17 protein-coding genes are annotated in these 25,500 nt (G+C 49.7%); 11 read left to right on the top strand and 6 right to left on the bottom strand.

Annotation, left to right across the window (positions count from 1 at the left end; genetic code table 11):
• Positions 1-228: 228 nt before the first annotated feature.
• From BQ5453_RS03060 to ilvA, 5 genes are all read left to right on the top strand, one after another.
• A complete protein-coding gene (locus tag BQ5453_RS03060; RefSeq protein WP_071122107.1) occupies positions 229-1,044 on the top strand; it encodes a LicD family protein in 816 nt (271 codons plus the stop codon).
• 244 nt (positions 1,045-1,288) lie between these two features.
• Positions 1,289-2,293 carry a hemolysin activation protein gene (locus BQ5453_RS03055; protein WP_071122106.1) on the top strand — a complete coding sequence of 335 codons (1,005 nt, stop codon included), beginning with the start codon at positions 1,289-1,291 and terminating at the stop codon, positions 2,291-2,293.
• A gap of 14 nt (positions 2,294-2,307) precedes the next feature.
• Positions 2,308-3,066 carry an ABC transporter ATP-binding protein gene (locus BQ5453_RS03050; protein ID WP_071122105.1) on the top strand — a complete coding sequence of 253 codons (759 nt, stop codon included), beginning with the start codon at positions 2,308-2,310 and terminating at the stop codon, positions 3,064-3,066.
• A 78-nt stretch (positions 3,067-3,144) separates the two neighbouring features.
• Positions 3,145-5,262, top strand: a complete 2,118-nt coding sequence (locus tag BQ5453_RS03045; protein WP_071122104.1) for a DNA topoisomerase 3 — start codon at positions 3,145-3,147, stop codon at positions 5,260-5,262.
• Positions 5,263-5,683: 421 nt separating this feature from the next.
• Positions 5,684-6,880, top strand: coding sequence for a threonine ammonia-lyase (ilvA, locus tag BQ5453_RS03040; RefSeq protein ID WP_071122103.1), 1,197 nt, complete (start codon positions 5,684-5,686; stop codon positions 6,878-6,880).
• Between the two features lie 259 nt (positions 6,881-7,139).
• Here ilvA and BQ5453_RS03035 read toward each other — a convergent pair whose 3' ends face one another.
• From BQ5453_RS03035 to BQ5453_RS03015, 6 genes are all read right to left on the bottom strand, one after another.
• Positions 7,140-9,773 carry a GDSL-type esterase/lipase family protein gene (locus tag BQ5453_RS03035; RefSeq protein WP_083361106.1) on the bottom strand — a complete coding sequence of 878 codons (2,634 nt, stop codon included), beginning with the start codon at positions 9,771-9,773 and terminating at the stop codon, positions 7,140-7,142.
• Between the two features lie 189 nt (positions 9,774-9,962).
• Positions 9,963-10,127, bottom strand: coding sequence for a hypothetical protein (locus BQ5453_RS14310; RefSeq protein WP_154668734.1), 165 nt, complete (start codon positions 10,125-10,127; stop codon positions 9,963-9,965).
• Between the two features lie 757 nt (positions 10,128-10,884).
• The gene (tyrS, locus tag BQ5453_RS03030; protein ID WP_071122263.1) at positions 10,885-12,180 is read right to left on the bottom strand and encodes a tyrosine--tRNA ligase; all 1,296 of its coding nucleotides are present in this window, start codon (positions 12,178-12,180) and stop codon (positions 10,885-10,887) included.
• A 151-nt stretch (positions 12,181-12,331) separates the two neighbouring features.
• Positions 12,332-15,262, bottom strand: coding sequence for a fasciclin domain-containing protein (locus BQ5453_RS03025; protein WP_071122101.1), 2,931 nt, complete (start codon positions 15,260-15,262; stop codon positions 12,332-12,334).
• A 73-nt stretch (positions 15,263-15,335) separates the two neighbouring features.
• A complete protein-coding gene (locus tag BQ5453_RS03020; RefSeq protein ID WP_235860019.1) occupies positions 15,336-17,018 on the bottom strand; it encodes a hypothetical protein in 1,683 nt (560 codons plus the stop codon).
• 32 nt (positions 17,019-17,050) lie between these two features.
• Entirely contained in the window at positions 17,051-17,563 is a 513-nt protein-coding gene (locus BQ5453_RS03015) for a hypothetical protein (RefSeq protein ID WP_143033277.1), read from the bottom strand.
• Between the two features lie 605 nt (positions 17,564-18,168).
• Here BQ5453_RS03015 and BQ5453_RS03010 point away from each other — a divergent pair.
• The 6 genes from BQ5453_RS03010 (at position 18,169) to BQ5453_RS02985 (ending at position 25,249) form a co-directional block, all read left to right on the top strand.
• Positions 18,169-19,401, top strand: coding sequence for a site-specific integrase (locus tag BQ5453_RS03010; protein ID WP_048927172.1), 1,233 nt, complete (start codon positions 18,169-18,171; stop codon positions 19,399-19,401).
• Between the two features lie 22 nt (positions 19,402-19,423).
• Positions 19,424-19,813, top strand: coding sequence for a virulence RhuM family protein (locus tag BQ5453_RS03005; RefSeq protein ID WP_048927171.1), 390 nt, complete (start codon positions 19,424-19,426; stop codon positions 19,811-19,813).
• 200 nt (positions 19,814-20,013) lie between these two features.
• Positions 20,014-21,255, top strand: a complete 1,242-nt coding sequence (locus BQ5453_RS03000; protein WP_054350315.1) for a primase-helicase family protein — start codon at positions 20,014-20,016, stop codon at positions 21,253-21,255.
• Positions 21,256-21,529: 274 nt separating this feature from the next.
• On the top strand, positions 21,530-22,507 hold the full coding sequence (locus tag BQ5453_RS02995) for a toprim domain-containing protein (protein ID WP_048927169.1): 978 nt from the start codon (positions 21,530-21,532) through the stop codon (positions 22,505-22,507).
• Between the two features lie 216 nt (positions 22,508-22,723).
• Positions 22,724-24,028, top strand: coding sequence for a MobV family relaxase (gene mobV / locus BQ5453_RS02990; RefSeq protein ID WP_048927168.1), 1,305 nt, complete (start codon positions 22,724-22,726; stop codon positions 24,026-24,028).
• A gap of 312 nt (positions 24,029-24,340) precedes the next feature.
• Entirely contained in the window at positions 24,341-25,249 is a 909-nt protein-coding gene (locus BQ5453_RS02985; RefSeq protein WP_206340447.1) for an MUN family extended-spectrum class A beta-lactamase MUN-1, read from the top strand.
• The last annotated feature ends 251 nt before the right edge of the window (positions 25,250-25,500 follow it).

The following is a 25,500-nucleotide window of genomic DNA, read 5'->3' as shown; positions in this document are numbered from 1 at the left end:
TCGCGTCGGAATAGATACAGCTATTATTTAGTAGAGTTCGTATCATCCCTCCTTTCTCTATCCCGACGCGAGACGCGTCGCCCCCATTAGTGCTTGCGTTTTTTGCAACAAAACCAGTCTCATTTTTGATGCCGATTTTGAACGCCCTACCTTTAACCCCCTAATCCAATAACCCCATAACCCTCTAAGAATTGGGCAACCAAAAGTAATCTTTTAACCCCCCCCCCAATGAGCAACAAACTCACAACATACCTTGACCGCCACCGCCGCGCGGTGCAGCTCAAGCAGCTCGGCATACTCAAGGCCATCGACGCCATTTGTCTGCGGCACGGCATTGACTATTGGCTCGACGGCGGCACCATACTCGGTGCCGTACGCCACGGCGGCTTCATACCTTGGGACGACGACATCGACATTGCCATGCGGCTCGACGACCTGCCCCGATTTGTGGAAGCAGCACGACGCGAACTGCCCGAGGGCCTTTATATACAAACACCCGACACCGACCCCAATGTGCGCATGCCCATCTACAAGGTGCGCGACACGGACTCCTTCCTTGTCGAAGCGGCCGACGATTTTAGCCGTCCCTACGGCAAGGGGCTGTACGTCGACATCTTTCCGATGATGCCCTACCCAAGCTGTTCAAAAGCTTTCATCAAGCGCGTGGCCAAAGGCTACTGCCGCGCCAACGCCATTCTGTGCAGCCAGCACTACTATTCCATGCGCTCATTTGCAGAGTTCTTCTATTTCGGATTGAAACGCGCTTGGTGCAAACTGCAATGGAACGTGGCATGTGCGCTGAAAATGCGCAACGAATATACCTCGAACACGCTCAACAACAATGGCTACGGCATCATGCACCGAACAGACAGCATATTTCCTGTGCAACGCATCAAGTTCGAAGATGCAGAGTTCAATGCGCCTGCCAACCCCGATGCCTACCTTACCGACCTCTACCGCAACTATATGCAGTTGCCGCCCGAAGACAAACGCGGCGGACATGCCGTATTCTATTTGGAGGAGTTAGAGGGGGGATTGGGTTAGAGGGCTAGGGGGTTAAAAGGGTTAGGGGGTTAGGAGGTTAGAGGGTTAAAAGATTACCTTTACTCATCTAATTCATAAAGGCGACTTTTTACCCCTTAACACAATAACCCCCTAACCCTCTAACCAATCCCCCCCAATACCCCGAACTGAGCAATCTTAGGTAATCTTTTAACCCCCTAACCCTCTAACCTCCTAACCCTCTCCCCTAACCCCCTAACCCTCTAACCTCCTAACCCTCCCCCCTATGGACATATCAATACTTATACTCTTCTTCAACCGTCCCGACGTGCTCGAGAAAGTCTTTGCCGAAGTGCGCAAAGCCAAACCCGCACGCCTGTTCCTCTATCAAGACGGTGCACGCGGCGAGCGCGATATGCCAGGCATCATGGCCTGCCGCAAGATAGTTGACAACATCGACTGGCCATGCGAGGTACAACGCATGTATCAAGAAAAAAACTACGGGTGCGACCCCTCTGAGTTCATATCACAGCGCTGGGCCTTTTCACAAGTGGACAAGTGCATTGTACTTGAAGACGATGATGTGCCGTCGCAAAGTTTCTTCCGTTTCTGCCAGGAGATGCTCGACCGCTACGAGCACGACGACCGCATCGGCATGATACAAGGTTGCAACTTTGAGGAGCGTACCGACGATGTAACCGAGGCCGACTACCTCTTCACCACCAACTTTGTCATATCGGGCTGGGCCTCATGGGCACGCGTTGTCAACCAATGGGACGAACACTACACCTGGCTCGACTCACCACAAACCGTGGCCGAACTCGAACAGATGGTTGAGGAACGCAAACTCCGCAGCGACTTCCTGCCCATGGCACGCGCCCACCGCGCCAGCGGCAAGGCACACTACGAGAGCATCTTCATGGCACACATGTTCCTCAACTCGCAGCTGGCCATTGTACCACGCGTCAATCTGGTCAACAACATCGGCGTGATGGAAGAGTCGGTACACTTTTCGGGCGGTGTGCAGTCGCTACCGTCGGGCTACCGCCGCATATTCACCATGAAGCGCTACGAGCTCAACTTCCCGCTGCGCCACCCCAAACACATTATTGAGCATGTGCGCCACCGCCAGCGCATCTACCGCATAGTAGGCTGGCGTCACCCATGGGTCAAGGTGTGGCGCTCTTTCGAGGAGCTGTGCATCAGTCTGCGCCACGGTCAGTTCAAGCACATCGGCCAGTCTGTGGCCAACCGCGTGCGCATCACCCTCAAGGGCAAGAGTTTCCACTAACGGGAGAGTCTAATATGCTCACACTGCACGCACTCACCACCGGCTACCGCCACACCATCATTAGCCGGAACCTCAACGCCACACTGCCACAGGGCACACTCACTGCCCTGCTCGGCACCAACGGGGCGGGCAAAAGCACCCTGCTCCGCACCCTGGCACGCTTTCAGCCCCCATTGGCAGGCAGCATCAGTTGGCAAGGCACCGACACTGCCCAACTTAGCGCACGCCAACTGGCGCGCACCATGAGCGTGGTACTCACCTTCAAGCCCGAGGCCGAAGCGCTCACCGCGGCCGAGGTGGTGGAGATGGGACGCATACCCTACACTACCATGCTGTCGGGTACCACCGAGGCCGACCGCCAGGCGGTGGAGCAAGCCATGCAGCTCACACACACCACGCCTTTTGCCCACCGCCCCATCAGCACACTGAGCGACGGCGAACGCCAACGTGTGTTCATAGCCAAGGCGCTGGCGCAGAACACGCCCGTCATTCTGCTCGACGAGCCCACTGCCTTTCTCGACTTTCCGGCCAAAATTGCCACCATGCGCTTGCTCAAGAAATTGGCGCACGACGCACAAAAGACCATTCTGCTCTCCACCCACGATGTGGAACTGGCCTTGCACATGGCCGACAACCTGTGGCTGCTCAACCAACAGACGCTCACAAGCGGCTCGCCGCAGCTACTGGCTGCCAACGGCTGCATAGGCAGGTTCTTCAACACCGAAGGCGTGCAATTCGACGCAGCCACCATGCGCTTCGACATGAGAGACTGACTTCTGAACTACTTTATAACCCGTTGGCAGATTTATTGGTTAACGGGTTAACCCCCAATATAAATTTTACACCCACCAATGATAGTCTGCATAGCAGAGAAACCCAGCGTGGCACGCGACATAGCCAACATATTAGGTGCCACGCAGCAACATCAAGGCTACCTCGAAGGCAACGGCTACCAAGTAACCTGGACCTTCGGCCACCTTTGCGAACTGAAATACCCCGAGGACTACACGCCACTATGGAAGCGGTGGTCGCTCGGGGCATTGCCCATGGTGCCGGCACGCTTTGGCATACGCCTGAAGGACGACCAAGGCGTGAAGGCTCAATTCGACGTCATTCAGAAACTCATGCAAAAGGCAGACCGCATCATCAACTGTGGTGATGCCGGCCAGGAGGGTGAACTCATACAGCGGTGGGTCATGCAAAAGGCCGAGGTTAAATGTCCTGTCGACCGCTTGTGGATTTCGTCGCTCACCGAGGAGAGCATACGCGAAGGTTTCAGTTCGCTCAAACCGCAACAGGAGTACAAATCGCTCTACGAGGCCGGACTGTGCCGCGCCATTGGCGACTGGCTGCTCGGCATGAATGCCACACGGCTCTACACCATCAAGTATGGTGGCGGCTATGGGGCACCGCCCTTGTCGATAGGACGTGTGCAAACGCCTACCCTGGCACTGATTGTGCGCCGCCAGCTCGAAATCGAAAATTTCAAGCCCGAGCCTTACTGGGTGCTGACCACCGTCTATCGCGACACCACCTTCAATGCCGTGATGGCCGACCCCAATGAAGACGAGCCGGCTGCCGAAGGCGACGACAAGGGAGACAAGGCCAAACAGCAACAGCAAACCCCTGCCCGACGCGGTTTCACCACCGAGGAGGAGGGGCGCGCCGCACTGGCCAAAATACAGAATGAACCATTTGTAGTGACTGCGGTGGACAAAAAACGTGGTACCGAGCAGCCACCGCGCTTGTTCGACCTGACATCGCTGCAGGTGGAGTGCAACAAAAAGTTTGGTTATTCGGCCGACCTCACCCTGTCGCTCATTCAGTCGCTTTACGAAAAGAAGGTGACTACCTACCCGCGCGTTGACACCACTTACCTGTCCGACGACATTTACCCCAAATGCCCGGGCATACTGCGTGGCATACGCAACCAGTACAACGACCTGCTCGAACCGCTACGCGGCAACAACGGGGTGCTGCCCAAACGCAAAAAGGTGTTCGACACGAGCAAGGTGACCGACCACCACGCCATCATACCTACCGGCGTCGAGGCTAACAATTTGACCGACACCGAGCGCAACGTATACGACTTGGTGGCACGCCGCTTCATCACGGTGTTCTACCCCGACTGCAAGTTTGCCACCACCACCGTCATGGGTCAGGCTGCCGACGTGCCGTTTAAGGCTACAGGCAAAATCATATTGGAGCCTGGCTGGCGCGCCGTGCCGCCATCGGCCGCCAAAATGGCTGCCACTGCCAACGACGATGACGACAAAAAGGACGAAACGGAGCGCACACTGCCCGACTTTGTGAAGGGCGAGAGCGGACCGCACCTGCCCGACTTGGCACAGAAAATGACACAAGCGCCCAAGCCTTACACCGAGGCCACGCTGCTGCGCGCCATGGAGACAGCGGGACGCACTGTGGACAACGAGGAATTGCGCGACGCAATGAAGGAGAACGGCATCGGACGTCCTTCTACGCGCGCCGCCATCATCGAGACACTGTTCCGACGCCAGTACATTCGCCGCCAGCGCAAAACGATTGTGGCTACGCCTACGGGGGTGCAACTTATCTCTATCATCAAGGAGGAGTTGCTCAAAAGTGCCGAGCTGACCGGACTTTGGGAGAAGAAGTTGAGGCAAATTGAGCACCACGAATACAGTGCCCCGCAATTCATAGCGGAACTTAAGGATATGGTGACGGAGGTGGTGAACCAGGTGTTGCGCGACAACACGAACCGTCACATTACACAGGACATTCCGCTTTCGGCGCAGCTCAAGGCCAAGGACGATGCGCCTGCAGCCAAAACCTCTGCCGCAAACAAGGAGGCGAAGCCACGCAAACGCATCATTCGGGCCGGCAGTATCTGTCCGCTCTGTGGCCAGGGCAAGGTTATCAAGGGCAACACGGCCTATGGTTGCTCACGTTGGAAGGAGGGCTGCACGTGGCGCAAGCCGTTCAAGTGATGACGGTTAACGGGTTAACAAGTTGACAGGTTAACAAGTAAGTATGCTATACACTACTTATTATGTTAAAGCCAGAATGACAGGAAGCTTAAAAAAGCTATGCAAACTTACCTGTTAACCCGTTAACTTGTCAACCCGTTAACTTGTTAACTTGTAAACTTTTCAACTTGTAAACTTTTCAACCTGTCAACTTTTCAACTATGCCAATGGGCAGACGCCGTAGCGTGGCAAGTAGCAACGCTACGGCGTCTGCTATAATTATATGCGAACGAACCCAAGCACCAAAACGCAGTTTACGAGCCACCGCACAGAGCAAAGCACGCATCATTTCTCGCCTTTTGTTTGTTCTGTGCTATTATTTTAGTACATTTGCAAGTAATCAACACACTTATCAATCAAAACGACATAATATCTGCCAAATATGATAACACTCGACTTGATATACAAAGCTTCGACGGTGCTGAAGGACGTGGTACGCCGCACACAACTCATCCCTACTCAAAAAATCAACACCGCGGCCAACGTATTTCTGAAACCCGAAAATTTGCAAGTAACCGGCTCGTTCAAAGTGCGCGGTGCGGGCTTCAAAATATCACAACTCAGCGATGAGGAGAAGGCTCACGGCGTGATAGCCTGCTCGGCCGGCAACCATGCACAGGGCGTGGCACTGGCTGCCAAGCGCTATGGCATACCCGCCTTGATATGTATGCCCTCGGGAGCACCCATCTCAAAGGTGGAAGCTACCCGCGAACTTGGCGCTGAAGTTTGCCTGGTGCCGGGCGTGTACGATGATGCTTACGCCAAAGCCATGCAGCTGAACGAGGAGAAGCACATGACGTTTATCCACCCCTTTGACGACGAACAGGTTATTGCCGGACAAGGCACCGTGGGTATGGAAATACTGAACGAAAATCCCGACATCGACCTCATATTTGTGCCCATTGGCGGTGGCGGACTGGCCAGCGGTGTGGCTTTTGCGGTTAAGGCGCTCAAGCCCTCTGTGCGTGTGGTCGGTGTGCAGGCACAAGGGGCTCCGAGCATGCTGAACAGTGTAGACCACAACCAAATAGAGACGCTCACCAATGTGCTGACCATTGCCGACGGCATAGCCGTGAAGGAGCCGGGAGTTAACACTTTCGAGATTGTGCAGCAATATGTTGACGACATTGTGAGTGTGACCGAGGACGAGATATGCGCTGCCATATTGGCCTTGATTGAGCAACACAAACTGATAGCCGAGGGGGCTGGCGCTGTGAGCGTGGCCGCTGCCATGTTTAACAAGGTGGACATCGCAGGCAAGAATGTGTGTTGCATTGTGAGTGGCGGCAACATCGATGTGACTATTTTGAGCCGTGTGATTAACCGAGGCTTGATGAAGGGTGGCCGCACCACCGAGATGCTGATAGAGATGGCCGACCGTCCGGGTTCGTTGTTGGGTTTGTGCCAGGTTATATGTAAGTTGGGTGCCAACATCATTTCTATCCACCACGAGCGCAATGGTGAAAGTCCTGACGTTAATTCGTGCAACCTGCGCATGGTGCTCGAAACACGCGACCAGCGCCACATCGACCAACTGCACGACGCCATCGAAAAAGCCGGCTACTCTATTCTTGCGTAATGGGGGTTACAGGCAATAGTGCGTAATGCCCTTGACGCAAGCTCTAATGGGGGCGACGCGTCCCGCGTCGGTAAAAATGCAATGTTCACACACAGAATAAAGGCTCACAGATAGCACGAATTACAAATTACGTGTCTGTCTGTGAGCCTTTGCTTAATTCCCGACGCGAGACGCGTCGCCCCCATTAGAGCTTGCGTTTTAATTATGGCATCGCATTGGAGCTTGTTTGCGTTTACTATATTTTGTGTGTGGCGCGTGATTACTTCACCACCTTGCGGCCTGTATTAGTGATGTACAAGCCCTTGGTGGGGGTCAGCACACGGCGGCCTTGAAGGTCGTAGTAGTAAACAGGCGCGCTGATAGCGGGAGCTGTGGCATTGCCAATAGCCGTTACGTCACCAGCAGAACCTGGCACAAATACCTTTACAATGAAGTCTTTGAGGATCACACTCTTGCCCAATACACTTGTACCACCCGCCTTGAATACGGTTGATGTCTCGCACAAATCAGTAACTTCAGCCTGCTGTTCGGCAGCCTTGGCTGTGAATGTCTTGCCTGCTACTGTTATGGTCTGACCTTCTGTGGCTGATGAATAGGTAAAGGTGTAACCCGTAATGATGCACTTCTGACCATTAGGCCCTACGCCCTCAACCGATACGGTGTAGTCTGCGGTTGGGTGCCACATCAAGTAATCACCCTTATACACCTCAGAAGGCATCATGTTGTTTGCCGCCGTTGTGATCTTTATTTTGGGATTAGTCTCGCTGCTCTCCCACGATTTGGCCAATACGTAGCCTTCGGGGAAATTATTGTTCTTGCCCGTTTGGGGGTTAACGAATGAACCCGTCTGCAAAGAAATCTCGTAGTCCTTAATGCAAGTTGGGTCTATGTCCTCAATATTTATATCCTCAGGCGCTGGCGCATCTACTATGGCAAATTGGCAACCTGTGTCGCTACGGTCTTGGCCTAACGTATTCTTGTTGCTCCAGTTGCACACACCATTGTTTTTTTTCTTATTGGCAGTTTGGTTAAGCTGCACGTTACCCGATGAGATGATAAACACGCCAGACACATTGGCATAGCTCAGCGTCCAACCCTTGTCAGGGCGGGTTGCGGTTGTTTTTATCATTGTGTCGTATTTGGCATCGGGACTCACGTAAGTTTGATCTGCACGATTGACGATGTCGAATGACTTGTCGTCACGCTGCACAAACTTCCACATGGTGTTCTTATACTTTGTATTCTGTCCTCCTATCAAATCCTTTTCAGCACCCTGCGAGGTATTATACAATGAGCCACGATTGGGGGTATAGAGCTGATACCAATGCTCTTCGGTGTCGTTTGACGCGAGCGGCATGTTGATTTTAGGCAACACGCTTGTAACGAGCGAGGCATAGGCACTGCTCTTTGCGGTGAGTTGCTCGTTGGTGGTGGCGGGGTCGGCAAGCAGGGCATAACCCTCGTCAATGCCAGTCAACACCGGGGCAACGTTGGCAGTCGTATACTGGCCAACACCATTGCCAATGCTGAGGCTACCCGCCGTTTGCAAAGCACTTACCAATTTGCTGCGTGCATCAATCTTGGCAATGAGTTCTTCCACCTCAGCGTCGGTTGTGGCAGTCACGCCATTTTCAGCACCAATAGCCTCGGCTACAACCTGCGAGAGTTTGGCGTAGCCACGGGCATTGAGGCGTCCGTTCATGTTGTAGCTTGCATTGAGCACACCATCTTTCAAGAGCGAGGTGTATGAGCCTGGTACATAGTCTACGTTGTCCATGCTGGCCGCAATCTTTTCAATTTCAGCATTGAAGACGTCGCTGCGTCCTGCATTCTTAGCTTGTGTGGGCGAAGGTATTACAGCAAACAGTTTGATAACGGCATTGGGGCAATAGCTACGCACTTTCTCAACAAATGTCTTGTAATTGGCAGCCACTGTTGCCACGTCTGTTGCGTCCTGCATCTCTTTGTAGCCCTGCATGATGCACACCATTTTGGGCTCTTTGTTGTCGGAGCGGCCTTTGAAGATGTTGTTGAGCATCGAGGTCATTGTGCCGAGGTCGTTGCTGGGGTAGCCCCAAGCGCCACCGCGCTGCTTCACATTGTTGGCGTGGAGCAGTTCGTGCCAGTCGTTGTTGTCGTCGCCGAGCATGATGATGTCGTCAGCCTTGACAGGCAGAGCGGCAAAGTAGGTGTTGCGCATGCCGGCTATGCCGCCGAGATTGCCCCAATTGTCGGTGGCGTCAGCAGGATATACGCAGTCTGAACCCACGTATTTGGCTATTTCGTTACACCAGATGCGGTAGCCCGTCATGCTGAGGTGGGTGCCGTCAGCTGAATATTGATGGGTGGGTATGCCCGGCAACAATGGGTAAAGGTCGATATAGGTGGCGTTGGCAAACTCGTTGCAGATATTCTTGAGCGAGTCGTTGGTAATGGGCACGTTCTTGGTGTCCTTGATGTTATTACCTGTACACGGCAGAATGCTTTGCACATACACCTTTGTGTTGGGACTTTCCTTCTGGCAACGCATAAGGGCTGTGCGCACGCTCTTGGCCACGTGTGAGGGGGTGTTCATGCCCTGAGTGCCAAGGTCGTTAGTACCCATCATCAAGAATATTTTGGCTGGCTGGCCCACCAAGATGCTCTCGAAATGCTCGAGCATGATGGGGGTTTCGGCACCATTCACGCCACGGTTGACGATGTTGGGATTGTTGAAGGCCTCCCACCATTCGTGCATGTTGGTGATACTGTTACCAAAGAATACGATAGTCTTGTCGGTAATCTTGTGAGCCTTGAAACCGTTGTAGCGGTTATAGCGCCATGGTGAGCCCTGAGCCCAAACGCTCATGGCTGCAAAGAATAATGCAAATACTGTAAGTAACTGTTTTCGCATGATGTATTGAATGTAAGTAGTTTATTGTATTTTTCGCGTTTAGATAGTTGCCTGGCGTGGCCTGCAAATATGCAGAAAGAATATGCGCGCCACACTTCGCTGCAAAGTTATAAATAAATAGGCGGACGATTAGCGCCCGCCAGTATGTTGTTTAACACAAAAACGCACAGCCTTGGTTAACACTTTTGCCTAAGCTACCATCAAGAACCATACGACAAGACCTGTTGCCACGGTCAAGGCTATGATTGCCACTACGGCCATGAACATGCCAAAGGCGCTGGAAAGCCCAAACATTTGTTTGACAGCATGCCGGCGATTGGAGCGTGCCACACGTGAAAATTCTGACTGAATCATATTACTGCAAGGATTAAGCGCATTGACGAAATCAGTAAACATGTTGACAAGTTAACAGGGTAACAGGTAAGTTTGTCAAGCATCTTTGCTTCTTAGCATTCAGACTTTAACATAACAAGTAGTTATTGCAAACTTACTTGTTAACCTGTCAACCAATTAACCCGTTAACCCAAAATTCCGCCAACAGATAGGGTTAGGTGTTTTAAGTTTCGGATTTAGCAATGGCGGGCTGAAAGCCCAATGGAGCACATAGCCCAGGGCAAGCGAAGCGACACCCTGGGTATCGCGTGTTGGAGCAGTCGCGCCCTGTAAGGGCAAAAGCTTTAAGACATGGCGCAAGTATTGAACAAAATATACATACTTTGTTCCACTTTAAGACTGCAAAATCAGCTATCAAGCAAGAATAACAACATAAAGGGTTAAGGCTTTTGCCCTTACAGGGCGCGGAGACTCTACTATGCGGGAACCCCAGGGTGCCGCTACGCTTGCCCTGGGCTATGTGCTCCATTGGGCTTTCAGCCCGCCCTTGCTAAATCCGAAACTTGAGTTAGGTATTTGTTAGGCCTCGCTACATAATGTTCCGTTGCTTGCAAAAGTAATTATATTTTTTTAGACTGCATATACTAATTGGCCAAAAAGAGCAATCGTGCGTCACGTATGTTAACAAAACAACCCCCAACAGGTTGCACACTTGATGCTGCCCGTTGGGGGTTGTTGGTAGGAAGACCGGCCTGCGAGGGGCCGGTTGTGAGTTGACTTATTTCACGGTGATGAGGAAGTAGTTCTTCTTGCCACGCTGCACGAGGAGGTATTTGCCGTCGATAAGGTCCTCTGCCTTGATTTCCTGGTCGAAGGCGGCGAGTTTCTCCTTGTTAAGACTTACGCCACCGCCCTGGGTGAGCTTGCGCATCTCGCCCTTTGAGGCGAAACACTTGGTGGCCTCGGCAAAGAGGTCTACGGCCTTTGCACCTACTGCCTGGTCGCGGCTTACCTCGAAGTGTGGCACGCCGTCGAACACGCTGAGGAAGGTTTCCTCGTCGAGCTTCAACAGGCTGTCTTTAGTGGCCTTGCCGAAGAGTATGTTTGAAGCTTCGAGAGCCATTTCGTAGTCGGCGCGGCTGTGTACCATGCAAGTAACTTCCTCGCCGAGGCGCTTTTGCAGCAAACGGCGGCCCGGGTCGGCACGGTGCTCGGCTATAAGGGCGTCTATCTCGTCGTGCTCGAGCGAGGTGAAAATCTTGATGTAGCGCTCTGCCTCCTCGTCGCCCACATTGAGCCAGAACTGGTAGAACTTGTAGGGAGTGGTGTAACGACGGTCGAGCCATACGTTGCCCTGTTCAGTCTTGCCAAACTTTTTGCCGTCGGCCTTGGTGATGAGCGGACAGGTTAAAGCGTAGGCGTCGGCCTCAGCACCGAGGGTACGGCGTATCAGTTCGGTACCGGTGGTGATGTTGCCCCATTGGTCGGAACCGCCCATTTGCAACTTGCAGTTCTTGGTCTCGTAAAGGTGGAGGAAGTCGTAACCCTGCAACAGCTGGTAGGTAAATTCGGTGAATGACAAGCCATCGCGTGCCTCGCCGTTAAGACGTTTCTTTACGCTATCCTTGGCCATCATGTAATTGACGGTGATGTGCTTGCCCACCTCGCGTGCAAAGTCGAGGAAGGTGAAGTCTTTCATCCAGTCGTAGTTGTTGACAAGTTCTGCCGCATTGGGTGCGTCAGAGTCGAAGTCGAGGAAGTGTGACAACTGCTTTTTGATGCAGGCCACATTGTGGCGCAGAATATCCTCGGTAAGGAGGTTACGCTCAGCGCTTTTGCCTGAGGGGTCGCCAATCATACCTGTGGCACCGCCTACGAGTGCTAATGGCTTGTGGCCAGCACGCTGAAAGTGGCGAAGCATCATGACAGAGCAGAGGTGTCCGATGTGCAGCGAGTCGGCAGTAGGGTCTATGCCAACATATGCTGTAGTCATTCCCTTTTCAAGGAGTTCGTCTGTGCCTGGCATCATCTGGTGAAGCATGCCGCGCCATTTGAGTTCTTCTACAAAATTCATTGCGTGATATGTTTGTTTTGTGGTTGTTTCGTGTATTTGTTGATGCAAAGGTAATGCAAACCGCGTACAATGACAAATGAAAAGCTTAGTCTTTTAACTTGTCGCTGTACGCGGTAGGTGGAAAGCGGTACGTTGTCAGAGTGCGATATGCCTACTTGCCATATTTCTTCACAAACTTGCGGGCGGCAGATGGTGTACGCCATGCACGCGTAAAGTCGCCATTGAGTGTGTTGTCAAAGAGCAGGTAATCGGCATTGTCTATGCCATGCAGCACCACGTTTGAGGCTGACAGAATATATTTAGCCTTCGTAGGTTCGGCGTTAAATTCCGCATCACGTGCAATGATGTTTGCAAGGTCGGGCTTTACAGCTTTGTAATAATTGCTGGCATCGCGCACCATCAGCATGCCATTGCCACTGTTGATGTCTGCAGTCAGAGCCTGTTGGTTGCTGGCATCGATGCAAGCGGTAGTAGTCTGTTCGGTGTCGCCGCTTTCAAGGTCGGGTTCGAGGAAGTAGGACTTGTCGCAGAAGTGGTACTTCAGGAAGTTAAGCAGCGTGAGGTATCTGGCTTGAGCTTGCTCGCGTTTGTCGTCGGGCAGTTGGCCGTTATCGTCCAAACTCTCTTCGACAAATTGCTCGATGCTCTCGATGGTGGGCAGACCTGCTTCGACGGCTTTTTGCATACCCTCGTTGGTAGGCACGAAGATGGTGTAATTGAAGTTATGGAAGAAGTTGACCAACATGGTGTTATCATTGCCATAACGTGCATAGCTGCCGCTGGGGTCGGCAAAGATTGTGTACTTCCGGCTCAGAGCCTCCGATGCCTCATTACCAAATAGCATATTTTTCAGTGTGTAGGCATTGTTCAGTGCCTCGGCATATTCAAAGAACGTGCTAAAGGCATCGTTGGACTTAAGACGTTGGTACACATTTTGGGTGGTTGGCTGCATGGGGCGGTCTATGACGACGCTTGTGCCTGTGCTGTTTTGGCCTACGAGCTGCATGATGCAATCGTGTTTGTCGGCAGCATCTCTCCTGTTGAGGTCGATTTGCATACCACCATTTACCACAATGTTGAGGTCGGTGTGCTCCTTCATGTAGATGGGCATACCGCTACGCGAAAGATACCAGTGCCGCGGGGTGTTGAGCAAACTATTCACATCTTGCAGCACAATGTGCTGGTCGAGCATATCGGTCAACAACTGGCGTTTTGTAGGTCCATAGTTGACATTAGCACAATTTTCGTTGGCATTACTTGAAAACGTCGCACCCAACGGCCTATCGGTCTCGGCGTTGCGTACTTTGTTGTAATCATAGCGATAGGCCCTTGCCGCCACGGCTATTTGACCATCTCCATTATAGCTGATACTATCGGGGGTTAATGACCAATAACGCCACGAAACGCGGTTGTTTGAAGCCATGCTCATAGGGTCAACCAATCCGTGCTGTTTCAGCCCCTCGTCGGTAGGCACGAACATGGTAAATGACTTGTTGTGCATCTCACGTTGGTAATCGGTAGAGAATGGGGCAGCGTTAGTATTGTTTTCGTAACGGTCGTTTGCGGTCAGTGCAGTACCAGTTACTCGGCCGGCAAGCTTGACAAAAGTAAGTTCGTTGCGCAGGTCCTCGGCATTTGGCACAGCATCAACTACTACAATAATACCATCAACAGCGGGAATGACTTGCTGCACCGTGAGCTTGTAGGCTTCGGGCGAGGTGACATCGGCTAACAACTGGTGTCCCTTGGCACTGCGCATATTGCTATAACGACTCGGCAACACGTCGGTGAATGATGTGCGGAACCACTCTTTGACAAAGGGCTGCAACACCTCGCGCGGCAAGGACATAAGCATGTCGTAATAGTTGTCTTTGTTGATGCCACACTGCCAAAGAGGATTGTCGGAGGCTAAGAGGAATGCCTTCAGTGCCTCGTCGGTGGGTAGTATGATGGCAGGGGTTTGTGTCGTGGTGGTAGACACTCTGTCAAGCAACGAATTACGGACAGTCATAGCAGAGTCGCCATCGTTAAGTATCTGTTCATCATAATATGTATAATCTGGGTCGTATTTAAGGTAGTTGAACCTTTGCACCAAACTGCTTGCCAATGAGCATTTCCCGCCCCAACGCGCTTGTGCCAGGGCACACATGAGGTTGGGCTGCGGTACAACCACCTCGTCAACCAAATGCAGATAGCCATTTTGGCACCGCTGGTTGGGTTGGGTAATGTGGGCGTTGCCTATTGTGATGTGCTCTGAACCCTCGGTGTCTGCTGCGCCTATAAAAACCAAGTCGTCATGGCTCAGCCCATTGTATTGCCAATAGTCATCATTCCATATCATGGTGCCGCCACGATAAGCAAGTGCACCTGTGTAGTCGCCTATTGTGCCATACCCAATCCACACACCATCCACTATGTGCTGGTTGAGTTCTTTGGCGTAGTCAATATAACTGTAGCTATCTGGCGGAAAGGTCTTGATATCTGTGCCACCCGTGTGTTTGTAGGGCACAAGATTAAACTGCCTGTCATAGCTGTACAGACGCAAGTAGCCCCTGACACTCTTACTTGCGTGCAGACTATTAGCTGTGACGAACCCCGGAATATAACTCATGTAGATGAGAGAAAGCTTTTGACTATCGCTCAGTTGCTCATAACTGCTTATGGCATTGCCTTGTTCGTCTGTCCATGCGTTGTGGGCAAAGAAACGGTCAAAGGCTTCGTCGTTTGGAGCAAACACCGTAAGCGTGTCAAAACTACCCATGTATTTGCGTTCGTAGTCGGTCAGCTCGTTCTTGAACGCGCGTTGTATGCCAGCGAAAGAGTCAATCAAGCGCAAATAGGTGGTGTAGTTGCCTAATGCTTGCAAATTGTCATAAAGCGTGCTGCCAGTTTTAACCTTGTCGTTGGTATTGACCGTTGGCACGGGCGTTACTTTGATGTTTTGCTTGCTGCCATCGTACATCTTGATGGTGCCGTCGCTTTTTATTACGCGCACATTTTGCGCCATGACGCCTAATGGGAGTGTTGATAGCAACACACAACCAAAGATGCGCCGTATGGTATGTTTGTATATGGTATTCATAGTGTGTGAAATGAGTTGAATAAGGAATATTGTAGGGTGTGCAGTAATGTCGTAATGAATACAGAACAAATTGTTACCACACGTCTTCACGATAAGGTTCGCCTGCTACATCTACGAGCCGCGGCACGAACTCAATATAATCGAGGTGCAACTGTGCAAGACCGCTGTTGTTCAGTGACTGAAAACGAATGTAATACCTCATGCGTGGCGACATATTTGAGGTAATGAGCACACGCCGCATGTTGCCACCATTATAGCTTCTACCCAACTCGTCACGGGCTGAGTTGGCATGTTGGTCGCCAGCTATGTGGAAGTAAGCTGGTGCCTTCATGTAGCCCAATTTGTGCAGCGCATAGTCGTTTTCGGCGCAAAGCGTTTCGTCGTAATTCAAATCGGCATCTTTTTGGGCAATGCCGTCGTTGGCCATGACTGGTTCGCTCTGGTCAAGCACCAGGGGTTTGCCCCAAGTGCCTTGATTGCCTGCCTCGTCTTCGCAGATAAAGGTGAGCAGACTCTTGGCACGCACCTCATTGACACTATAGCCCATGCGCAGTTCGTAACTGCCATCATTGGGCATGGCGGGCACTTCTAGCGTGAAGTCGTAGTTGCCAGTAACAAGAAATTCGTCTCCTTGATAGTCTACCCAACCTTTGGACGCATATAACAGTTGGATTTCGGTGTCGGGGCTTACATTGGTCAGTGTGCTGAAGTAGTCGGTGGGGAAGTAGGCGTCCTTGCCACGCAAGTTGTTGCTTGCTATTTCGGGCAGCAGCGTGGTGAAGTCCATACGCACGCGCTCACTCTTCATGGCACTTGCATAGTCTGAGTTGAAACTTAGTATATTATCTATCGGGTGATAGCTGCCATCTAATGCCACATTATTATAAACAGAGTTGTCCACCTCGTTGCGGGCGTGAGCCAAAATGCCCTCTTGCAGTGTGCCTGTCTCGACATAGGTGCCCGTCAAACCGTTGTCGTACTTGCTGAAACGGTTGAGGTAGAATTGTCCGTCGGGCGTTTGCGTGATTTTGAGCAATTTGCTCTCTTGTGGCCAGGCAGTGCGGTAGTAGTCCCACACGTTGACGGTGTAGTTGGTAGAAGGCTCGTTTATGTTCTCGCCCGTGGTGTAGCCATATTCTGTGGCATGCCGCACAGCGCTGTTGTTGGCTAATTGCATGTTGCTGTTGAGCAGGTGGGTGGCCACGAATATGTTTACGGCATTATCCTTGTCGGTAAGGTCGCCAGGCTTGAGGTTGGAGTATATTTTTCCACATTGCTCATTCAGTACTTGCTTTATGGCCTCCCAGTTTGTAATGCTTTGTGTGGCTTCATCATATACCGGCATGGGCACCCCCCACTCTTTGTTAAACACTTCATCGGTCTCGGCAAAAAGGGTGAATCCTTGGCGGCGATATGCTTGGAAAGGGGTTGAGGAAACGGTATTGTTGGGGTAGGTGCCAGCATGTGCTTTATATTTCTCGGCAAAAGCCTTTTCGGCTTTAGCATCTGGCTTCATCTTAGCCCCCCAACCTGTGGCATCGAGCAGTTTGGCCCAAATGCGCATATTGGGTGCTTGCTTTAGGAGTTTGACCACCGAGGGAGCCGCCACTTGTGGGGTACTGCCGAGTGTTGCTTTGTCAACAAATGCTATTTCGTAAATATCGGTCATGTCATAAGTGTCATCGCCCACCATGATGCTATGTCCCGACTCGAGAGGTGATTGTGCCGCAGCTGTCAAAGGAAGCAATGCTGCCATGAAGGCACTGCCTATATGTTTGTACAGATTTCTCATTTTGCAATGATTTTGAAGTTAATACTTGCTGTGCGCACCACATAGGGGGTGGCAAGGCCTGTTGCAGGCAGTTGCAGTGTGGCACAACCTTGATTGTCGGCCTGGACGGTCATGGCCAAACGGCCTTGCAAATCGTAGAGCGTCACCGATGATTTGGCGGGCAGATTTTTGATGTATAGTTTACGCCCATTCAGGCTGAACAATACCTGCTTGCTGGAGTTGGTGGCTGGTACTTCGTCTATGCCGGTAGCTGGATCGGGTATGAGTTCGAGCGACCAATTTGCATCGAAACTGAAAGTATAACTGCTATTGGGAGTTGTAATAATGTAGCCATTGCCTTGTTGATAGTCATATCGAACTACAACGTACGGCACCTCTGCCTTGTCAAGGTCTTGACCTAATGTGAACCACACAATCTCGCCTTCATTCGAGGTGAGTTTGACCTTGTCTTGCGCCAACGCTGGGGTTGTACTAAATAAGAGCAAAAGGGCCGCGAGCGTATTTTTCATGATTGTTTTCCGTCTCATTTGCCTAAATTGTTTTTCGCAATGTCAATGTCTTGTTAACATTGCAAGGTTAATAAAGTATGATAATATGGCAAATATACAATATTATAAACATTCGTTGCAAGTTCTAAGGCTATTTATGTTACAGTATCTGTAAATATCACTAATTTTAATGAGTAAGTAGGTGTTCAAAATTATTTTTACATTGAAAGTGCATTATCGGGGCGCAGATGTTTCCTTCGGGTGAGGGAGCATAGCGGGCTATGTGACCGAGGGCGAAGGGGACAGATGCGTCTCGAGAATGTGCTTTCAATGTGAAAATGACACCTGCTGATTGTATAAAATAAACAGATAGCTAAAAAGTAAATTTGAGAAAAGCGTAGCGATTCAACTGAAAGAGTGGTCGTTACGCTTTTGCTTTTGATGTGGAAAAGGTCGTTTGCAGACATCCAAAAGCCACACAACGCAAGAGTTCAGTTACCACATCATTACTGCCGTAATGTGTGAACTTCCAGAATAAGCATCTGTTTTTCTGCGATTTGCGTAATTTTGCGTAGCTGTTGGTAACTCACGGTAAACTAATTTTGTCACCAAAAAAGAAGTGAGTTATGCGAAGTACATTCAAGGTCTTATTCTACGTGAAGAAAGGCAGTGCAAAGCCCAACGGCAACCTGCCACTGATGTGCCGCCTTACGGTGGACGGAGAGATTAAGCAGTTCAGTTGCAAAATGGAAGTTCCACCCCATTTGTGGGATGTGAAGAACAACCGTGCTTCGGGCAAGAGTGCCGAAGCGCAGAGAATCAACCGTGCGGTTGACAAGATTCGGGTGGAGGTGAACCGCCGCTACCAAGAACTGATGCAGACAGACGGATATGTGACCGCTGCCAAACTGAAAGATGCCTATCTCGGTATCGGTATCAAGCAGGAAACCTTGCTGAAACTCTTTGAGCAGCACAATGCGGAGTTTGCAAAGAAAGTCGGACACAGCCGTGCCAAAGGAACATTCCAACGGTACATAACCGTCTGCAAGCATATTCGGGAGTTCCTGCCCCATACATACAAGCGTGAGGATATTCCCCTCAAAGAGTTAAACCTCACGTTCATCAACGACTTCGAGTATTTCCTGCGCACGGTGAAGAAATGCCGCACTAATACCATTTGGGGCTATATGATTGTGTTGAAGCACATCATTTCCATAGCGAGAAATGACGGTCGTCTGCCGTTCAATCCCTTTGCAGGGTATATCAACTCTCCCGAAAGCGTGGACAGGGGGTATATCACGAAAGAGGAGATACACACCATGATGAATACCGAGATGCCCGACAAGACCCACGAGCTTGTGAGGGACCTGTTTCTGTTTTCGGTGTTCACGGGGTTGGCATATTCCGATGTCAAGAACCTCACCACCGACAACCTGCAAACTTTCTTTGACGGTAACTTATGGATTATCACCCGAAGAAAGAAGACCAACACCGAATCGAATATCCGTCTGTTGGACGTTCCCCGAAAGATTATAGAGAAGTATAAGGGGATGGCAAAGGACAATAAGGTTTTCCCCATGCCAAGTAATACGACCTGCAACAAAAAGCTGAAAGCCATAGCCGATTTGTGCGGTATAAAGACACATTTAACATATCATGTCGCAAGACATTCGGCAGCAACTACCATACTGTTATCCAACGGAGTACCCATTGAAACCGTCAGCCGCCTGTTGGGGCATACCAACATAAAGACCACTCAAATCTACGCGAAGATAACCGCCCAAAAGATAAGTCAGGACTTGGAACTGTTGTCCGACAAGTTGGGGGATATGGAGAAAAGCATTTGCAGTGCCATTTGATAACCCATAAAGAAGAATACAGATGAAAGAGAAACGAAGCATCATCACGATGGACGGACAGGGCAACATCGCCCTGCCGACCGATACAGTCTCCATTGCCATGACCGAGTGGGAACTCTGCGAGTTGTTCGGGGTTATCGCCCCAACAATCCGAGCAGGGATAAAGGCTCTTTGTAAAAGCGGTGTTTTGAGGGAATATGAGACAAAGCATACCATCAAACTGTCGGACAAACGCAGCATGGAGGTTTACAGTCTTGAAGCCATCATCGCCCTTGCTTTCCGCATCAACACATTCGGAGCGGAACAGGTTCGCAGAGCCATACTTGAAAGACTGTACTTGCGAAAAGAAAAAACAGGCATCTTCTTTTCGCTGAACATCACTGATACGGCAAATCCGAAATACTTTGCATAGGCGTATTGCCATTCACACATACTCACGCACCCGAAGAAGCATCTGTTTTCAGCTCTGTTTCTTCGGATTTTTTGTTTTTACAGCCCCGAACAGCCCCGAAGTATTTTTTGCTGCGTTCTGCTGTGATTTGCGTATCAACTTATCCGACAGTTGATTATACTTTTGTAGCTGACATTTTTTCAAACTTAAATCATTGGAATATGGAAGCAAACAAAGTAAATGACAGCCACCGACCGCCCACAGATGGCGGCATGGCAAAGGAAGAGTTTATCCGTGTCGGCACAACGCTCTACAAGATTGTGGAGCAGCCAAGACTGAACGGAGGGTATGTAAGGAAGCGCATCGCATGGAACAACGAGACCCTGCGCCAAGACTATGGCAAGGACTACATCGGCAGCGTACCCAAGTATGACGGCTTCTGCACCGTACCCGAACACGTCAGCTATCAGCCTGTAATCGGCAAGTTCCTTAACCTCTACGAGCCGATACCCCACCAACCGCAAGAGGGTGATTTCCCCTCTGTCCGCTCATTGGTGGAACATATCTTCGGGGAGCAATACGAGTTGGGAATGGACTATCTTCAACTGCTCTACCTGCAACCCATTCAGAAGTTGCCCATCCTGCTGTTGGTGTCGGAGGAGCGCAACACAGGCAAAAGTACATTCCTCAATTTTCTGAAAGCCCTGTTTCAGAATAACGTGACATTCAACACCAACGAGGATTTCCGCAGCCAGTTCAATTCCGACTGGGCTGGGAAACTCCTTATCGTGGTGGACGAAGTATTGCTGAGCCGCCGGGAGGACAGCGAGCGGTTGAAGAACCTGAGCACGGCACTATCCTACAAGGTGGAAGCCAAAGGCAAAGACCGTGACGAAATTGCGTTCTTCGCCAAATTCGTGCTGTGTTCAAACAACGAGTACCTGCCTGTCATCATTGATGCAGGTGAAACCCGTTATTGGGTGCGCAAGATAGACCGCTTGCAGTCGGATGATACCGACTTCCTGCAAAAACTGAAAGCGGAGATACCTGCTTTTCTCCACCATTTACAGCATAGGCAGCTATCCACCGAAAAGAAAAGCCGTATGTGGTTCACGCCCTCACTACTGCATACCGAAGCCTTGCAGAAGATTATCCGCAGCAACCGCAACAGATTGGAGATAGAGATGCACGAGCTTATCCTTGACATTATGGAAAGTGTAGGCACGGACACTTTCTCTTTTGACTGCAACGATATTTTTCTTTTGTTGCGGTATTCACAGGCAAAAGTGGAGAAACATCAAGTACGCAGGGTATTGAAAGAGTGTTGGAAACTTAATCCTGCACCCAACACGCTTACCTATACCACCTATCAGTTGGACTATACCCGTGACTGTCACTATTCGCCCATGCGGAAGACAGGACGGTTCTACACCGTGACAAAATCGTTTTTGGAAACACTATGATTATTTTGATGAAATGATGAATAAGTATATAAATATATTGAAATATAGATATTTACATTCTCATCAAACATTCATCAAAAGTATCTCACTGATGAAAGGAGAAAACAGGACGGACAGACCATGCCCGACACCGTAAACGATGAATTTCTCTTTTCGTGAGTGGTTTGATGAATAAATGATGAGATGATATATAGATATAAATCAATGTGTTAAACCATATGTTCATCAAATCATCGCTTTATCAACCATCATCAAATCCGTAGGAATATACATTATGACAATACAGGAAGCAAAACAAATCAGAATAGCAGACTATCTGCAAAGTCTGGGGTACACACCCGTCAAGCGACAAGATAGCAGCCTTTGGTACAAGTCACCGCTGAGAGAGGAAGCCGAAGCCTCGTTCAAGGTAAACACCGAACTCAACCAATGGTATGACTTCGGCATCGGCAAGGGTGGCAATATCATCGCATTGGCTTCGGAACTCTACCGCTCCGACAACGTGCCGTATCTGTTGGAGTGCATCGCCAAACAGACACCGCATCTGCACACCGCCATCCATGTACCATTTTCTTTTGGTCGGCAATCCGTTTCAGAACCGATGTACCGACATCTGCAAGTTTCGGAGTTATCCTCTCCTGTACTATTATCCTATTTGCAGGAGCGAGGAATAAGCACCGAACTCGCCAAGAGGGAATGTAAGGAACTGCATTTTGAAAACAAGGGCAGACCATACTTCGCCATCGGTTTCCCGAATATGGCAGGTGGTTATGAGGTGCGCAACCGCTATTTCAAAGGTTGTGTCGCTCCAAAGGACATCACCCATATCCGACAAAGTGGAGAACAGCCGACAACCTGTTATCTTTTCGAGGGCTTCATGGATTACCTCTCGTTCCTTTCCATCCGTGTGAGGAACAATCCGCAATGCCCCCGACTGACCACGCAGGATTATATCATCTTGAACTCCGTTTCCAATCTCGCAAAGGCGGAGGGCATATTGGCTGACTATTCCCAAATCGGCTGTTTCCTTGACAACGATACGGCAGGACGGACAGCCTGTGAGCATCTGCAAGCAAGGTTCGGGGAACGCCTTTCCGACAAGTCCATACACTATAGTGAGTATAAGGACTTGAACGACTACCTGTGCGGTAAGCCCTTGTCCCAATCGGCAGAGCCGATGAAGCAGGAGAGGCAAGTCCAATCCGCAAGGCGGATGATGCAGCCACCGAAAAAGCGAGGGCTGAAGATGTAGGGAGTGAGAACGCTTGCAGCCGTGCGGATATTTACAAGCGGAAAATACCATAGCTTATTAGGGAATTTTCCGAGCCGCATTGCAAGCAACGCTGAAAATTCCCCAATAAGCCAAAGAGGTTGCACCTCTCTGGACTCTCCCAAGCCAACGGCAGAAGCCGTACAGGAGAATAATCAACCATTGTTTCACAAGCTAAAAAAGAAAGGAAAACCATATATGGGATTTGTCGTATTACATATGGAAAAGGCGCACGGTTCCGACAGCGGAACGACCGCCCACATCGAGCGTTTTATCATACCGAAGAACGCCGATCCAACTCGCACGCATCTTAACCGAAAACTCATCGACTATCCCGATGGAGTGAAAGACCGAACAGCAGCCATCCAACACCGTTTGGAAAACGCAGGGTTGACACGCAAAATCGGTAACAACCAAGTACAGGCAATCCGCATCATCGTGTCGGGAACGCATGAGGACATGGAGCGTATCGAAAAAGAAGGCAGATTGGACGAGTGGTGTGCCGACAACATGAGCTACTTTGCCTTCATGTTCGGTAAGGAGAATATTGTGGCTGCGCACCTTCATCGGGACGAGGAAACGCCACACATACACATCACCCTTGTTCCAATCGTAAAGGGGGAACGTAAGCGCAGGAAACGGGAGGAACAGACAAAGAAACGCTACCGCAAGAAGCCGACCGACACCGTAAGACTGTGTGCCGATGACATTATGACACGGCTGAAATTGAAGACCTACCAAGATACCTACGCCATTGCGATGGCAAAGTACGGATTGCAGCGTGGCATAGACGGTTCAACGGCACGGCACAAGTCCACGCAGCAGTATTATCGGGACACACAGAAACTTGTCGATAGCCTCAAAGCGGAAGTGGTAGATTTGCAGGAGCGGAAAGAAGCGGCACGGCAGGAACTCCGCCAAGCCAAGAAAGAGGTGCAGACTGAGAAACTGAAAGGCGCAGCCACGACCGCAGCGACCAACATAGCCGAGAGTGTCGGTTCTTTTTTCGGCAGCAACAAGGTCAAGACGCTGGAGAGGGAGAACAAGAATCTGCATGAGCGTGTATCAGAACTTCAAGAAGAAGCCCGACAAAGGGAACAGCAACAGGCGAAACACATACAGGAGATAACAGACGCTTACGAGCTGCGACACCGCAAATTGTCCGAGTTTACAGACTTTGTGAAACGCTACTTCCCATATGTGGAGAAGCTGATACCGACAATAAATTTCCTGCGTGAACGCTTGGGCTTCAATGACGATATTATCCGAAGATTATGCACATTCAAGGACGTTCCCATAAAAGGCAAGCTACATTCTTCCGAGTTCAACCAAGGCTTTGAAACCCAACGTGCCGTCTGCTCCATTAAAGAGGATGAAAATGGAAAGTTCGATTTCAAGATTGATGGAGTATCACATATAAGCTGGTTCAGAAAGAAGATGAACGAGTTTAGGGAAGCTATCGGAATACCGAAACCAAGACAAAACAGAGGTATGCAACTGTAAATCAAAATAAAGTCCGTGATTGTTGAATGACATATCACGGATTTTTTGTACTTTTGCACTCGGATTGAGGCAACTCTATCCAAGACATAAGAAAAAGAAGCGTTATGCTTTCTTGTAAGTCGAGAACGTAGGAAATTCAAGACACTGCACAAGGATGGCATAGTGGTTCTCACGCATATAGCGTGGGCTGCTATACTACATTCGTGCATTTAGGTTTCCTACGACCTTCGACTTAGAATGTTGCATTGGTAGTCCACGTTTCTGCATTTGAGCATCCGCTTCTTTGGGCTAAGAAGCAAAAAAGAAAACTATATGAAACAAAAAGTTCCACTATCAAAAATGAACATGACAAAAACGCTATTATCAGTTATGCTTTGTTGCTGTTGCAGCATTATGGCTTTCGGGCAGAACATGACCCAAGAAATTGAAAAGATTATCAAAGGGAAGCAAGCGTCTGTCGGGGTAGCAATTATCCATAATGACGATATAATTGCCATTGCCAACGAGGACAAATATCCCACTATGAGTGTATTCAAATTCCATATAGCAGTGACAGCTCTGAAAAAAATGGAAGCAGAGAATATTCCGCTGGACAAAATGGTGTATATCAAACAGAAAGAAATGCTGAAAAACACGTATAGCCCGTTAAGGGATAAATATCCCGACCAAGGGATTCGTATATCTTATAGGGATATAATCAAATACACAGTATCGATTAGCGACAACAACACATGCGATTGGTTAATAAGGTTTGTTGGTGGTATTGATAAAGTGGACTCCTACATAAAATCTCTTGGGATAAAGGATATGAATTTCACGGAGACAGAGGAAAGCATGCATACGGACATTATGTTATGCTACAACAATTGGAGCACACCATTAGCTATTGCGCAATTGCTCAAGAAACTTCATACAGAAAATATTTTGACAAAAGAGCATTTTGCGTTTTTAGAGACAGCCATGCTTGATTGTGTGTCTGGCAAGAACAAACTAATAGCGGGGTTGCCTACCGATATAAAATTTGGGCATAAAACGGGACGTTCTAACCGAACTGCTGATGGCATACAGATAAGCGAGGGAGATGCAGGAGTGATATATCTTCCCAACGGTGAGAAGTGCTACATTGTCGTTTTGATAAAGGATTCTCGTGAGTCTGATGATGATAACGCCAAAATAATGGCAGATATATCAAATATAGTTTATCGTCATTTGAATAAATAAAAATCCAATTGTAATGAATCAAAGTCTCTAACATATATTTGTTGGAGACTTTTTGTTAAATTTCATATCGGAAAAGTGTGCGTTTCAATAAAAAGTAATAACTTTGCAAATGAAAGAGTTATTTGACAGTATAGCACCGCAAAACGCTGAAAATAGCACAGTTGCTAACTCGTTACCACTGTTTCTCAAATACTCAGTTAAATGTTTATTCTTCAAACGGTTATATTAAACCGTTGAAAATCTAAAATAAT

It is taken from the genome of Prevotellamassilia timonensis (genome assembly GCF_900106785.1).
Lineage (GTDB): Bacteria > Bacteroidota > Bacteroidia > Bacteroidales > Bacteroidaceae > Alloprevotella > Alloprevotella timonensis.
Note: the sequence above shows the minus strand (reverse complement) of the source record. Positions and strands in the feature narration are given on the sequence as shown.